The following is a 13,600-nucleotide window of genomic DNA, read 5'->3' on the forward strand; positions in this document are numbered from 1 at the left end:
CCGGGGTCGGTGACGAGCGTGACCGGATGGCCGAGGGTGACTCCGGCCAGCGCGAGGCCGAGGCCCAGGGTGCCGGAGGTGGATTCCACGATCCGGGCGCCGGGCAGCAGCCGGCCCCGCTCGCGCCCGGCCCGCACCATGTGCAGGGCCGCGCGGTCCTTGATGCCGCCGGGATTGTGGCCCTCCAGCTTGGCCCAGAAGCCGCGTCCGGCCGGGGCGAAGGGCTCCCCGATCCACAGCAGCGGGGTGTCGCCGACCAGGCCGGCGGGGGTGTGCGTCGGGCGTTTGGCGGCGGCGAGCAGTTGGGCCGGACCGGTGGGAAGGGACGTGTGGGTCACACAGTTCATGGCGTGCTTCTCCCACGGTCGGCAGCTACGCGGCGTGCCGACCGCTCAGTGGTGGGACAGGGGCAGAACTGACCGACGGCTGCGGTGAGGCCCCACGCAAGCGCAGCTCACGTCAGCTCGAAGACGCTCGACTCGGCTCGAGTCGCTCGACTCGGCTCAACCCGGCGCGCCGCCGGGGCCGTTGCAGCCTCGGAGGGACCGCTCAGTTCCGCCACACACCCAGCCGGGCGCGCGCCTGCCCGTTTGGAGGCGCACTCGCCGACGGCTTCGGAGAGGCACCGGCCGGCACGGGGCCGGACGGTGGTGGTACGGCGTACTCGACGGCGAGGGCGGTCTGCACGGCCGGTGCGGCCGGTGCGACGCTCCGGGGCGGCTTCATCGTGAGCTCGTCCTCGCCCCCGCACAGTGCCTCACCGCCCGAGCCGGGAGCGGCCCGTTCCCCGGCCCAGTCGCCGGTACTGCCGCCGGCGCTGCCGTCGGTGTTGCCGTCGGCGCTGCTGCCTGCTCTGTCGTACGACGCCCGGCCTTGCTCACAGGCCGGCGCGTACGTCACCGCCAAGGGAGTGTCGACGCGCCCCGCGGTCGTCGGAGTGGGCCCGTGGGCGCAGGCCAGCAGGTGCAGCATGGCGGTCAGAAGCACCACGAGCGCCGCCCCGGCCCAAGCGGAGCGGCTGCCGCAGAACACCGGCCCCATCCTCACGAGCGCCAACAGTAGCCAATCGACTACATAAAGTTCTCGTCAGGCAACGCCATCGCGCCCCTCACCGGACGCCCGGTCACACCACGGGCGTGTCCGCGCTGCGGGCGCAGACCCTCACGGTGTACGGAAGCCGCGGAAGGTCACCTGGGTGCGGGTGCGGAAGCCGAGGCGTTCGTAGAGGGCGATGGCGCCGGCGTTGGACTCGACGACGTGCAGGAAGGGGCGTTCGCCGCGGGCCAGGACGCGGGCGACGAGCGCGTTGATCAGGCGGGCGGCGTGGCCGTTGCCGCGGGCTTCCGGCGCGGTGCACACGGCGCTGATCTCGGTGCAGCCGGGCGGGCGGAGGCGTTCGCCCGCCATCGCCACCAGGGTGCCGTTGTCGCGGATGCCGAGGTAGGTGCCCAGTTCGTGAGTGCGCGGCCAGAAGGGGCCCGGCTGGGTGCGTGCGACGAGGTCGAGCATCTCGGGTACGTCGTCAGGGCCCAGCTCCACCACGCCGGCACCTTCCCCGGCGGCGGCGCAGGCGGAGCTGCCGGTGCCTGTGCCGGTGCCGGACCAGAGCATCTGGCGGCCCGCGAGGGCGAAGACCGGCTCCCAGTCCGGCGGCGGCGTGGCCGGACAGCTGAACATGTCGGCCAGCTCACCCTGCCCGACGAGTGCGGCGAGGTCGGCCCAGTCCGCCGCGTCCGCGTCGGCGGGGACGGCGGCGAAGGTCGCCACGCCCGGCAGATAGGTGGCGGCCCGGCCGAGCCGGCGGGCCAGGTGGGCGTGGTGGCCGCGGAGCGATGCGCCCACCGGGTCGTCGAGCGCGGCGGCGGCGCGATCCACCCTCATGCGAAGCCTTTCGTGTCGTGCAGCGGAACCAGTCGCCCAGGATGCCACTGCAGGCCGGCGCGCCTTCGAGGGGGAGCGGGCACCCGGCGCGCCCCGCCGTTGTCGGACACCTGGCGGAAATGGAGCGGGTGATATGCGGAGTTCGGCCCGGGCGAGGTAAAGCTGCGGTAACACTCTGGTGTTCCCCCTCCCCAGCAGGGCTTTTGCTGGCACCGTCTGGCGCAGGTGTGCGTTCGAATTCCATCGGACGTATGCCCGTTCCAGTACGACCCGGGTGCGGTTTGGCCCGGGACCCCCACGCGTACGGCCTCCCCCACGGCCGGGAACGAGGAGCACCCAGTGCGAGGTATCCCCCACGCCTCCCGATCTGCGGCAATTGCCGAAGCCTGGAGCGCGCTGTGCGCGCCCGGCGCCGAGTGTCCCCGCGTCGCCAGACGCGAGGAGGACGGCATCCTCGGCGCATAACCACTGGACGTCGACGCCGACGCGGTCACCAGGAGCGACTGGGAGCTGACCCAGTGCGCGCGTGCGGTGCGAGCGGATTTCCGGCGCATTCTTGCCGATTGCGCCGAGACGCGTACTCACGTGGCCTTTCCGGCCTGCCGGAGAGGCCATTGGCGCATGCCGAATTCCGGGGCTTCACGCCGTGCAGTCCCGAGTTTTCCGGCCATTCCCGGTATCCCGGCGTATCGCGTTCCAGTGCACATCGGGCTTGCGGCTCGGCATCCCCACGAGAAATGGGCCCCGTATACGGGGCCGCAGATCAGGAGTACTGAGTGCGAGGCACTCCGCAGATATCGGACAAGCCGGGAGTCGAGGACTTCCGCCCTATCGGGCATGCGCACGCGTATGGGGAAGCGGACCCGAACGCGTACGGGCACGCGGATCCACACGTGGCAGCGGAAGCAGGCATGGACGGGGCCGGGCCCAGTGTCCCCGCGCGGCGCGGTCGTCCCATGACACACCCGGCGCGCCGCGCAGCACCACGGCATCGCCCCGTGTTCATCGACAATTCGGGCTGGCGCAGAAGGCTGTCACGCGTCCTGGCGGTCACCGTCGGGTGCGCGTGCGCCGGGTACCTGATGCTCGTCGGCGTACTTGTCGGCGGGCTGTGGCAGCCCGTCGGATCGCAGCCGCCCAGTACCAAGGGCCCCCTGCCGGCCGCCGGGAAGCCGAGCCCGCACACCGGCCGGCCGGTCGCCGGACAGCACGGCCCGCGCCCCGGCCGGCCCGTCGTCGACAAGCCCCGTCCGGCACCGTCCTCCAGAGCCGAGGCCGGGGCCCCGCGCGGGGGCGCTGAGAGGTGAGCCGGCACGCGATACGCCGCCCCCCGCGCGGGCACTGGGCGCTGCTGCTGCTCGTCCTCGCCGTGGTCATCACCGCCCTCGCCTTCGAGGGCTGGACCACGCACGAGGTCGACGCGGCGCGCGCCAAGCTGCCGTGCAGCAGGCCCATCCCGCGCGCGGCGGACACCGGGAGCCCGGTGCTCCGGCTCGGCGACGACCGGATCGAGACGGCCGGCATGCCACCCGGCACCGCCGCGCTCACCTTCGACGGCGGGCCCGACCCGGAGTGGACGCCGCGCGTGCTGGACCTGCTCCGCAAGTACCACGTGAAGGCCACGTTCTTCGTCTACGGCTCGCGCGCGGCCCGGCACCCGGAGCTGATGAAGCGGATCGTGGCCGAGGGGCACGAGATCGGCTCGTACACGTACACCGGCGGCGACCTCGGCGCGGCCTCGCCGCTGCGCGCCCGCATGGAGCTGGCCCTCACCCAGACCGCGCTGGCGGGCACGGCAGGCGTCAACACCCGGCTGCTGCGGCTGCCGCACACCACCGCGGCCGACACCCTCTGCGGCGCCGAGTGGGCGGCTGCCGAGCGCGCCGCCTCGCAGGGCTATCTGCTGGTGGCCGCCGACCACAAGTCGCGCGAGCCGTGGCAGGGGGTGGTACGGCAGTACAGCCACACCGAGCTCGGTTACCGGGAGGCGGAGGCGCTGCTGCGGGACCGGCGTGACCCGGACGACCGGCGTGACAGGACCGTGAAACGCTTCACCACCGTGACCGGCGGGCTCGGCCGTCCGTTCCACAACACCCAGGCACCCCTCACCAAACGGCTGGAGGGCCGGGGGCTGATGTGGGCGCAGTACCTCGGGCACGCGTTCACCACCGCGATGGCCTGGGCCCTCGGCGTCGCGGGCGTGCTCAGCGTGCTGCGGCTGGTCCTGCTCGCCGTCTTCGCCCGCGCTCACGTACGCAGACTGGACCGGTTCCGGCCCGGCACGCCGCGGCTGCGGCCCGTGACCGAGCCGGTGACGGTGCTGGTACCCGCGTACAACGAGGAGGCGGGCATCGCCGCCACCGTGCACTCGCTGCTGGCCTCCACCCATCCGGAACTGCAGATCGTCGTCATCGACGACGGCTCGACGGACAGCACGGCAGCGATCGCCGAGGCCATCGACGATCCCCGCGTGCAGGTGGTGCGGCAGCCCAACGGCGGCAAGCCCAGCGCCCTCAACACCGGGCTCGCGCACACCCGGTACGACATCGTCGTGATGGTCGACGCGGACACCGTGTTCGAGCCCGAGGCGCTGACGCGGCTCGTCCAGCCGCTCGCCCACCCGGCCGTCGGCGCGGTCAGCGGCAACACCAAGGTCGGCAACCGCCGCCGGCTGCTGGGCAGATGGCAGCACCTGGAGTACGTCATCGGCTTCAACCTCGACCGGCGGATGTTCGAGGTGCTGGAGTGCATGCCGACGGTGCCCGGCGCCATCGGTGCCTTCCGCAGGGACGCGCTCATGGGCATCGGCGGCGTCAGCGACGAGACGCTGGCCGAGGACACCGACCTCACGATGGCGCTGTGGCGGGCCGGGTGGCGCGTCGTCTACGAGCAGTCGGCCGTCGCCTGGACGGAGGTGCCCGGCACGCTCGGCCAGCTGTGGCGGCAACGCTACCGGTGGTGCTACGGCACGCTCCAGTCCATGTGGAAGCACCGGCACTCGGTGTTCGAGATGGGCCCGGCCGGGCGCTTCGGCCGCCGGGCGCTCTCCTACCTCTGCCTGTTCCAGATCGCGCTGCCGCTGTTCGCGCCGGTGGTGGACGTGTTCGCGCTGTACGGCGTGCTGTTCCGGGACCCGACGGAGGCGGTGCTCGTCTGGCTCGGCTGCCTCGCCGTACAGATGGTCACCGCCGCCTACGCGCTGCGGCTGGACCGGGAGAAGCTGCGCACGATGTGGGTGCTGCCGCTCCAGCTCTTCGTCTACCGGCAGCTGCTGTACCTGGTGGTCATCCAGTCGGTGATCACCGCGCTGCTCGGCACCCGGCTGAAGTGGCACACCATGGCCCGCGCCGGCACCGCCGACCCATTCCTGCCGGCGGAGCCGCCGAACCGGAGTCTGCTGGCGAAATGACCGAGTACCAGGCCCAGTCGGCCGCAGTGAACGAGGGAGCCGGACCATGAAGGACCCGCAGGACCCGCACGACCTGTGGGCCGGGGAAGTCCTCCACCAGGGCCCGCCCGGTGGCACCACCGCCGGGCGGCCCCCCGCCACCTGGGGCGCACGCCCCGCCCCCGTCTCCGGGGAGACCGTCCACGTCGACCCGGAAACGCTGTACGCCGACGGCGGCGGACCGTGGCCACCGGACACGTACACCGACGGCGGCAACCCTCGGCGGCAGCCCCCGTACGCCGACGTCGGACTCCGACAGCAGCCTCCGCACGGCGACGGCGGTCCCCGGCGGCAGCCCCCGCACACCGACGCCCCACAAGGCAGCCGCACCCTGTCGGCCACCGCGCCCGCGCGGTACGCCGACCGCCCCTCCTCCCACTACGGACCGCGCCGCGCCCACGCGCGCCGGCCCAAGAGACGGCACCGGGTGCGACGTGCCGTGCTCGGCCTCACCGCAGCCGTCCTCGTGGGCGCCGTCGGCACGTACGGCTGGGCCGACACCAAGCTCCGGCGCGACGTCGACCTCGACGCCTACGGGCACCGTCCCCCGCACGGCAAGGGCACCAACTACCTGATCGTCGGCTCCGACAGCCGCGACGGGCTCTCGGCGGGTGACCTGAAGAACCTGCACGCGGGCGGAGGCGGCGGCCGCCGCACGGACTCGATGATCGTGCTGCACACCGGCGCGCACGGCGCCAGCATGGTCAGCCTCCCGCGCGACTCCTGGGTCACCCTGCCCGGCCACACCAGCCCGGCGACGGGCAAGACCGCACCGCCCACCCGGGACAAGCTGAACGCCGCCTTCTCGTACGGCGGTCCCGAACTCCTCACCCGCACCATCGAGTACAACACCGGCCTGCGGATCGACCACTACGCGGAGATCGGCTTCGCGGGCTTCGTGAACATCGTCAACGCCATCGGCGGCGTGCGGATGTGCCTGGAGCGGGGCATCAAGGACAAGAAGTCCGGCGCCGACCTCAAGAAGGGCTGCCAGACCCTGGACGGCAAGCAGGCACTGGCCTTCGTCCGCCAGCGGCACCAGGAAGCCGAGGGCGACCTGGGCCGCACCAAGAACCAGCAGAAGTTCCTCTCGGCCCTCGCCCACCAGGCCGCCAGGCCCGGTACGGTCCTCGACCCGGCCGAGATCTACCCCACCGTCAACGCGGGCCTGGACACCCTCGTCGTCGACAAGGACACGAGCCTGGAGGACCTGACGAAGCTGTTCCGCGCAGTCCGGAGCGTCTCCGGCGGCACGGGCAAGCGGCTCAACGTCCCCGTCTCCGGCATCGGCATCCCCACCTCCAAGGGCAGCGTCATCACCTGGGACAAGCCCCAGTCCCGCAGACTCTTCGACCAGCTCCGCCACGACCGCCCGCTGACGACACCACGGGAGCGGACGCGGTAGCGCGGCTCAGGCGTTCTCCCAGACCGTCAGCTTCGTCTGGACGTCCGGCAGGTCGCTGTCGGCGCTGGGGGTGATGCTGGTGACTTCGAGCATGGCGAGGTTGCCCTCGCTGGTCTCGGTGCACAGGACGGTGCCCACCCGGATCGTGCGCTGCTTGCGCAGGTCCTTGGCGTCGATGCGGGAGGGCAGTGCATTGCCCTGGACGCCCTGCAGGCACTGTTCGAAGGTCTTGCCCGCGCTGATGCCGGTGGTGGTCCTGAACTCCCAGTCGCCGTCGCTGATCTCGCTCAGCTGCAGCTCGTCGTCGCTGGAGGTGACCTCGTTCGGGGGCTTGACCTTCGGCGTGTCGAGGTCCACCCCGATGACGTTGGGTTCCGACGGGGCGCGCAGCGCGAACGGCCGCGCGGCGAGCAGCTTTTCGCGGTCCTGCGGCTGGGTCGGCGGAGGCTCGGGGGACGGCTCCCCGGAGCTTTCGGTGGGGGCCGGGGCCGGCTCGCCACGGGTGCTCTGCGTCGGGCCCGGCGTGGGGCCGGGCTGGTCATGGCCGCCCGCCAGCATCGCCTTGATGCCGAAGCCGCCCGCGATCACCACGACGACGGCCGCGACTCCGGCGAGCATCACCCTGTGCCGGCTCCGGTCGGCGGCCGGGGCGCCCGGTGGCCGCTCGGGCTTCGGCGGTACGTGGTAGTAGGTGTTGTTGATGACCGTCTGGTCGCGGCCCGCCTGGTGGTTGATGCCCTGATCGCGCGCAGTCGCGCCCATCCGGATACTCGGCTCCCCCGGCTCATGGGGCTCACCGCTGCCGGACGACCGGCCGTCCCCTGCCTGCTCGTTGACCACCGTCGCTCAACGCTCCCCGTCCCCGCCACATCCGTCACGCAGAGATTACCCTCCACCACCGACAGGCCGGAGCGTCCGGCGCGGAGCCGGGCGACGTGTGGTCCGCCCCCGTGCGGTGCGCGGGGGCGGACGCGGTACGAGCGGGGTCAGCCGCCGATGCCCTTCGGGTTGAGGTGGGCGATCCGGCCGCTCTCGGTACCGTCCGAGGGGTCGATCACGCAGTCGATGAGTGCCGGCTTGCGGGCCGCCAGGGCCTCACGCAGCGCGGCGGCCACCTCATCCGGCGTCGTCGCCTGGTAGCCCTTGCCGCCGAAAGCCTCGAACATGACGTCGTGCCGGGCCTTGAGGACGGTCGGCGCCGGGTCGTCGGTCGGCGACACGCCGTCGCCGCGGTAGACGCCGCCGTTGTTGAGGACGACGGTGACGACCGGCAGGCCGTACCGGCAGATCGTCTCCGCCTCCATGCCGCTGAACCCGAAGGCGCTGTCCCCCTCGAGGGCGACGACCGGTTCGCCGGTCTCCACGGCGGCGGCGATCGCGTACCCCATGCCGATGCCCATGACGCCCCACGTGCCGCTGTCCAGCCGGCGGCGCGGGGACTGCATGCCGATGGCGCTGCGGGCCAGGTCGAGCGCGTTGGCGCCCTCGTTGACGAGGTAGCTCCGCGGGTGCTCCGCGAGGACGTCGCGGATCGCCTGCAGCGCGCCCAGGAACTTCATGGGGCTCGCGCTCCTGGCGGCTTCGAGGCGCTTGGCCATCTTGCCGACGTTCTGCTCCGTGCGGGTGCGCAGTTCCTCCCGCCACGCGCCCGGTACGGCGATCCGGCCCGGCTTGCTCCGCTCGGTGAGCGCCGCCATGACGGACCCGACGTCACCGACGAGGGGTGCCGCGATGGGCTGGTTGCTGTCCATCTCGGCCGCCGCGATGTCGACCTGGATGAACGTGGCGTCGGGGCTCCACTGCGGGGCGTCGCCGTGGCCGAGGAGCCAGTTGAGCCGCGCGCCGACGAGCATCACGACGTCGGCGCGGCGCAGCGCGAGGGAGCGGGCCGTGGCGGCGGACTGCGGGTGGTCGTCGGGCAGCAGGCCCTTGGCCATCGACATCGGCAGGTAGGGCACGCCGGTGGTCTCGATGAACTCCCGTATGTGCTCGTCGGCCTGGGCGTAGGCGGCGCCCTTGCCGAGGACGACCAGCGGGCGTTCGGCGCGCGCGAGGAGGTCGATCGCGCGGTCGACGGCTTCCGGCTCGGGCAGCTGGCGGGGGGCCGGGTCGACGACCCGCCAGAGCGAGGCCGCGCCCTTCTCCGCGTCGATGACCTCGCCCAGTACGGCGGCGGGGATGTCGAGGTAGACGCCGCCGGGGCGGCCGGAGACGGCGGTGCGGATCGCGCGGGCGATGCCGCGGCCGATGTCCTCGGCACGGTGGACGCGGTACGCCGCCTTGGCGAAGGGCCTGGCAGCGGCCAGCTGGTCCATCTCCTCGTAGTCGCCCCGCTGGAGGTCGACCAGGTGGCGTTCGCTGGAGCCGGATATCTGGACCATCGGGAAGCAGTTGGTGGTGGCGTTGGCGAGGCCCACGAGCCCGTTGAGGAAGCCCGGTGCCGACACGGTCAGGCAGATGCCCGGCTTCTTGGTGAGGAACCCGGCGGCGGCCGCCGCGTGTGCCGCGTCGCTCTCGTGGCGGAAGCCGATGTAGCGGAGTCCTTCCCGCTGCGCGAGGCGGGCCAGGTCGGTGATCGGGATGCCCACGACCCCGTAGAGGTTCTCCACCCCGTTGAGTTTGAGTGCGTCGACGACCAGATGGATCCCGTCGGTGAGGGTGGGGGCGTCGCCGGTGCCCTCCTCCGCCGTCTCCGGAATGGCTGCGTCGGTCATATCAGGATCCTCCCTGGCACGTTCCCGCTCTGCGTCCTACGACCTTGTACGTTCCGTTGCATGGGCCCGGCCGTCCGGGAGCTGTCCCCACCGCGCCGTGCACAGCGTTCGTCTGGACGGCCGGCCTCGCCTCCGGCACTGCGGGCGAGGGAGCCGGGTCACGCCGGCGCATGGTTCCCGCGTCGGTGCCGGCTCACGGAGCACGGCGGCGATCGCGTACGCGGGATGCTGTATTCAGTATCCCATCGACACTGCCACGGGGACAAGAAGTCCCCCTGCTCGCCGTGGAGTTGTGCTGTTGACCCGGCCTTCCGTTCCGGTTTTCGGGAAGCCTCGTACTGCGGGCACGCGGGCGGGTGCGCGTGCGGTACGGAGCGTGCCGCACGCGCATCCGTCGGACGTCCCGCCGTGCCCTGCCCCTCAGACGGCTTCGCGGCTGATGGGCTGTGGGTTGGGGGTGATGCCTTTCGTCTTCGGCCGGCCCGGTTGGCTCAGCGTGAGGGCCACCGCCGCCGATGCCATGGAGACCACACCGGCGAGTGCGTACGCGCCGTAGTAGCCCCAGGCGTCGACCACCATCGCGCCCATGCCGCCGCCGAAGAGGCCGCTGACCAGCTTGCCGCTGTAGACGATGCCGTAGTTGGTGGCGTTGTAGTTCTCACCGAAGTAGTCCGGCGTGAGCGCCGCGAACATCGGGAAGAACGCGCCGCCGCCGAATCCGGAGAGGAAGGCGAAGGCCAGGAAGAGCCACTCGTTGTGCGTCTTGCCGGCCCAGATGACACCGAACTGGGCGAGGCCCAGGATCACGATGATGTACACCAGGGTCTGCTTGCGGCCCAGCATGTCCGACAGCCAGCCGGTGATCGCGCGGCCCACGCCGTTGACGACGGACATGACACCCATGGAAGAGGCCGCCACCAGTGGGCCGAAGCCGACGTCCTTGGCGAAGGCGACCTGGAAGGAGATGCCGAAGATCGACACACCGCCGCACATCACCAGGCTGAACCACATCAGCGGCAGCCGGCCGGTCTTCATGGCTTCCCTGGGCGTGTACTGCCGCACGGCGGGCGGGTTCTTCCGCAGGCTGCGGGTGTTCTTCGGCGCACTGGCGTACGTCAGCGGGTCGACCTCGCTCGGCCACCAGTTCTTCGGCGGGTCCTTGAAGAACCACGCGCAGACCGCCACGATCACCAGCACGTACACGCCGATGAGGTCCAGCACCTCGTTGTAGTTGCTGGTGTCGAAGGCGTAGTTGAAGATGAAGATGAAGGGCAGCGCACCATAGGCGAAGCCGCCGTTCACGAACCCCGTCTTCGCACCGCGCCGTTCCGGGAACCACTTGCCGACCATGTTGATGCACGTGGCGTACACCAGGCCCGAGCCGATGCCGCCGACCACGCCGAAGCCCAGGATGGCGAGCCACACGCTGTCGATGTGCGAGAGGCTGGCGAAGCTGATGAGGTTCAGCACCGCGCCGATGAACATGGCACGCCGGGCGGTCAGGATGCCCCGCTCCCGCATCCAGCCGGCCGGGAAGGCGATGCCCGCCTGGGCGAAGACCCAGATGCTGAGGATCCAGAAGGTGTTCGTCTGGGTCCAGCCGTGGGCGTGCCCGAGCGTGTCCTCCGCCGATCCGTAGGCGTACTCGGACACGCTGATGGCCATCATCGCGATCCACGGAAGGTAGACCATCAGCTTGCGCGAGTGACCGAGGATGTCCCGGTCCGTCTCGCCGATCCGGTATACGCGTCCTCTGCTGTCCGTGACCTCCCGGTACGCCGTGGCCGGCCTACCGGGGCCTTGCTGCCGTTCTGAGGTCATGTTGTCCCCTTGGCATCGAGAAGTACCTGACCAGCGCCTGTCTCACCCCTTTCTTCGCGCGGCTGTCACGGGACAGCCGCCGCGCGTGCGCCCGGGACCGGCGTCCCGGTCCGACCCCGTGCACACGCGCCCGGAACCGACGGTCTAGAGCAGTCCTGCCGCGCGTGCCCAGCGGTACTTCGCGCCCAGCGCGGCCACCGGCTTCTCCGTGGTGTACGGGTAGGCGACGACACCGTGGTCGAAGAGGTACTGGCACGCCTCCTCGACCTCCACGTCGCCCGCGAGCGATGCCACCACCGGCTTCTCGATCCCCTGCTCCCGCGCCTCGGCCACGGCCTTCGCCGTCAGCTCGGCGAAGACCATCGGCGGGGTGACGATCGTGTGCCAGTAGCCCAGTACCAGCGCGTGGATCCGCGGGTCCGTGAGGCCCAGCCGGATCGTCGACTCGTAGGTGGAGGGCGGCTCGCCACCGGTGATGTCGATCGGGTTGCCGGCGGCGCCGAAGGGCGGGATGAAGCCGCGGAACGCCTCGTCGAGGTCCGGCGGGATCTCCATCAGCGAGAGCCCGTTGTCGACGATGGCGTCCGAGAGCAGCACGCCGGAGCCGCCGGCGCCGGTGATGATCACGACGTTGTCGCCCTTGGGCGTGGGCAGCACGGGCAGCGCCCTGGCGTACTCCAGCATCTCGTTCAGGCCGGGCGCGCGGATCACGCCAGCCTGGCGCAGTACGTCGTCGTACACGGCGTCGTCACCGGCGAGCGCGCCGGTGTGCGAGCCGGCCGCCTTCGCTCCGGCGCTGGTCCGGCCGGCCTTGAGCACCACGACGGGCTTCTTCGGCACGGTGGCGCGGGCGGCCTCGACGAAGGCGCGGCCGTCCTTCAGATCCTCCAGATGCATCGCGATGCACTGGGTGTGCGGGTCCTCGCCGAAGTAGGTCAGCAGGTCGTCCTCGTCCACGTCCGACTTGTTGCCGAGGCCGACGATGGCCGAGACGCCGGTCTTCGTGGTGCGGGCGAAGCCCAGGATCGCCATGCCGATGCCGCCGGACTGCGAGGTGAGGGCCACCCCGCCCTTCACGTCGTAGGGCGTGCAGAAGGTGGCGCACAGGTCCTGCCACGGCGAGTAGTAGCCGTAGATGTTGGGTCCCAGCAGGCGGACGCCGTGCGCGTCGGCGATGTCCACGATCCGCTGCTGCAGCTCGTGCTCGCCGGTCTCGGCGAAGCCGGAGGGGATGAGTACGGCGTTGGGGATGCCCTTGCGGCCCACTTCTTCCAGGGCCGCGGGGACGAACTTCGCCGGGATGGCGAAGACCGCCACGTCGACGTCGCCCGGCACGTCGGTCACGGACTTGTACGCCTTGCGGCCCAGGATGTCGTCGGCCTTGGGGTTCACCGGGTGGATCTCGCCGGGGAAGCCGCCGTCGATGAGGTTGCGCATCACCGAGTTGCCGATCTTCCCCGGTTCGTTCGAGGCACCGATGACGGTGACGGACCGCGGCTCCATCAGCCGCCGCATCGCGCCGAGGATCTCCTCGCGCGTGTAGCGGCGCCGCTCGGCGGGTCGTGCGTCGCTGAGCAGGATGCGGACGTCGGCGGCCATGACCCCGTCCGCCGTGGCGAAGACCGGGTTGAGGTCCACCTCGGCGATCTCGGGGAAGTCGGCGGCCAGCCGGGAGACCCTGACGATGAGTCCGGCGAGCGCGTCGCGGTCCACGGCCTGCCCGCCGCGCACACCGTTCAGCACGTCCGCCGCCTTGATCGAGTCGAGCATCGACAGGGCGTCGTCGTGCCCTGCCGGGGCGAGCCGGAAGGTGATGTCCTTGAGCACCTCCACCAGCACACCGCCGAGCCCGAAGGCCACGACCTTGCCGAAGGTGGCATCGGTGACCGAGCCGACCAGCACTTCCTGCCCGGCCGGCACCATCTGCTGCACCTGCACACCGGTGATGCCGGCCGCCGGGTCGTACGCCTTCGCGTTGGCGACGATCTCGGTGAAGGCGGTACGTGCCTCCTCCGCCGAGGCCACGCCGACGCGCACCCCGCCCGCGTCCGTCTTGTGCAGGATCTGCGGGGAGACGATCTTCATGACGACCGGGAAGCCCATGCGGTCCGCCAGCGCCACCGCCTCGTCGGCGGTGGTCGCCAGGCCCTCGTCCGGTGTCGGGATGCCGTAGGCGTCGGTGATCCGCTTGCCCTCGGGCGCGGTCAGGGCCGTACGCCCCGCCGCGCGGGCCGCGTCCAGCACCTCACGCACGGCCGCGGTGTCGAACCCGGCGTTGGTGTCGGACACGCCCTCGGTGTCGAACTCGGCGTTCTTGTCGAACGACATGGA

9 protein-coding genes are annotated in these 13,600 nt (G+C 71.6%); 2 read left to right on the plus strand and 7 right to left on the minus strand.

What is annotated here, in order from left to right; genetic code table 11:
* The 3 genes from C3486_RS20950 to C3486_RS20960 form a co-directional block, all read right to left on the minus strand.
* Positions 1 to 347, minus strand: a 347-nt coding sequence (locus tag C3486_RS20950; protein WP_146075026.1) for a pyridoxal-phosphate dependent enzyme, incomplete at its 3' end; no start/stop codon positions are given.
* A 202-nt stretch (positions 348 to 549) separates the two neighbouring features.
* Entirely contained in the window at positions 550 to 990 is a 441-nt protein-coding gene (locus C3486_RS20955; protein ID WP_146075027.1) for a hypothetical protein, read from the minus strand.
* 171 nt (positions 991 to 1,161) lie between these two features.
* Positions 1,162 to 1,881: a GNAT family N-acetyltransferase gene (locus C3486_RS20960; RefSeq protein ID WP_103834283.1), complete on the minus strand. Its 720-nt coding sequence runs from the start codon at positions 1,879 to 1,881 to the stop codon at positions 1,162 to 1,164.
* 1,303 nt (positions 1,882 to 3,184) lie between these two features.
* Here C3486_RS20960 and C3486_RS20970 point away from each other — a divergent pair.
* Entirely contained in the window at positions 3,185 to 5,290 is a 2,106-nt protein-coding gene (locus C3486_RS20970; RefSeq protein ID WP_103834285.1) for a bifunctional polysaccharide deacetylase/glycosyltransferase family 2 protein, read from the plus strand.
* Positions 5,291 to 5,336: 46 nt separating this feature from the next.
* Positions 5,337 to 6,734 (plus strand): LCP family protein, encoded by a 1,398-nt coding sequence (locus tag C3486_RS20975; RefSeq protein ID WP_103834286.1) that lies wholly within the window; start codon positions 5,337 to 5,339, stop codon positions 6,732 to 6,734.
* Positions 6,735 to 6,740: 6 nt separating this feature from the next.
* On the opposite strand, the gene C3486_RS20980 is transcribed toward C3486_RS20975, so the two are convergent.
* From C3486_RS20980 to C3486_RS20995, 4 genes are all read right to left on the minus strand, one after another.
* Positions 6,741 to 7,496 carry a hypothetical protein gene (locus C3486_RS20980; RefSeq protein WP_103834287.1) on the minus strand — a complete coding sequence of 252 codons (756 nt, stop codon included), beginning with the start codon at positions 7,494 to 7,496 and terminating at the stop codon, positions 6,741 to 6,743.
* A 224-nt stretch (positions 7,497 to 7,720) separates the two neighbouring features.
* Complete coding sequence (gene oxc / locus C3486_RS20985; RefSeq protein WP_103834288.1) at positions 7,721 to 9,448, minus strand: oxalyl-CoA decarboxylase; 1,728 nt, start codon at positions 9,446 to 9,448, stop codon at positions 7,721 to 7,723.
* 420 nt (positions 9,449 to 9,868) lie between these two features.
* Positions 9,869 to 11,269: an OFA family MFS transporter gene (locus C3486_RS20990; RefSeq protein ID WP_103834289.1), complete on the minus strand. Its 1,401-nt coding sequence runs from the start codon at positions 11,267 to 11,269 to the stop codon at positions 9,869 to 9,871.
* A gap of 144 nt (positions 11,270 to 11,413) precedes the next feature.
* A complete protein-coding gene (locus C3486_RS20995; RefSeq protein ID WP_103834290.1) occupies positions 11,414 to 13,597 on the minus strand; it encodes an acetate--CoA ligase family protein in 2,184 nt (727 codons plus the stop codon).
* Positions 13,598 to 13,600: the final 3 nt, after the last annotated feature.

Source organism: Streptomyces sp. Ru73 (assembly GCF_002920575.1).
Taxonomy (GTDB): domain Bacteria; phylum Actinomycetota; class Actinomycetes; order Streptomycetales; family Streptomycetaceae; genus Streptomyces.

Excerpts from the sequence above, each read along its gene's own strand:
- C3486_RS20980 (WP_103834287.1), bottom strand. The coding sequence starts at position 7,496 with ATGGGCGCGACTGCGCGCGATCAGGGCATCAACCACCAGGCGGGCCGC.
- C3486_RS20995 (WP_103834290.1), bottom strand. The coding sequence starts at position 13,597 with ATGTCGTTCGACAAGAACGCCGAGTTCGACACCGAGGGCGTGTCCGAC.
- C3486_RS20960 (WP_103834283.1), bottom strand. The coding sequence starts at position 1,881 with ATGAGGGTGGATCGCGCCGCCGCCGCGCTCGACGACCCGGTGGGCGCA.
- oxc (WP_103834288.1), bottom strand. The coding sequence starts at position 9,448 with ATGACCGACGCAGCCATTCCGGAGACGGCGGAGGAGGGCACCGGCGAC.
- C3486_RS20975 (WP_103834286.1), top strand. The coding sequence starts at position 5,337 with ATGAAGGACCCGCAGGACCCGCACGACCTGTGGGCCGGGGAAGTCCTC.
- C3486_RS20990 (WP_103834289.1), bottom strand. The coding sequence starts at position 11,269 with ATGACCTCAGAACGGCAGCAAGGCCCCGGTAGGCCGGCCACGGCGTAC.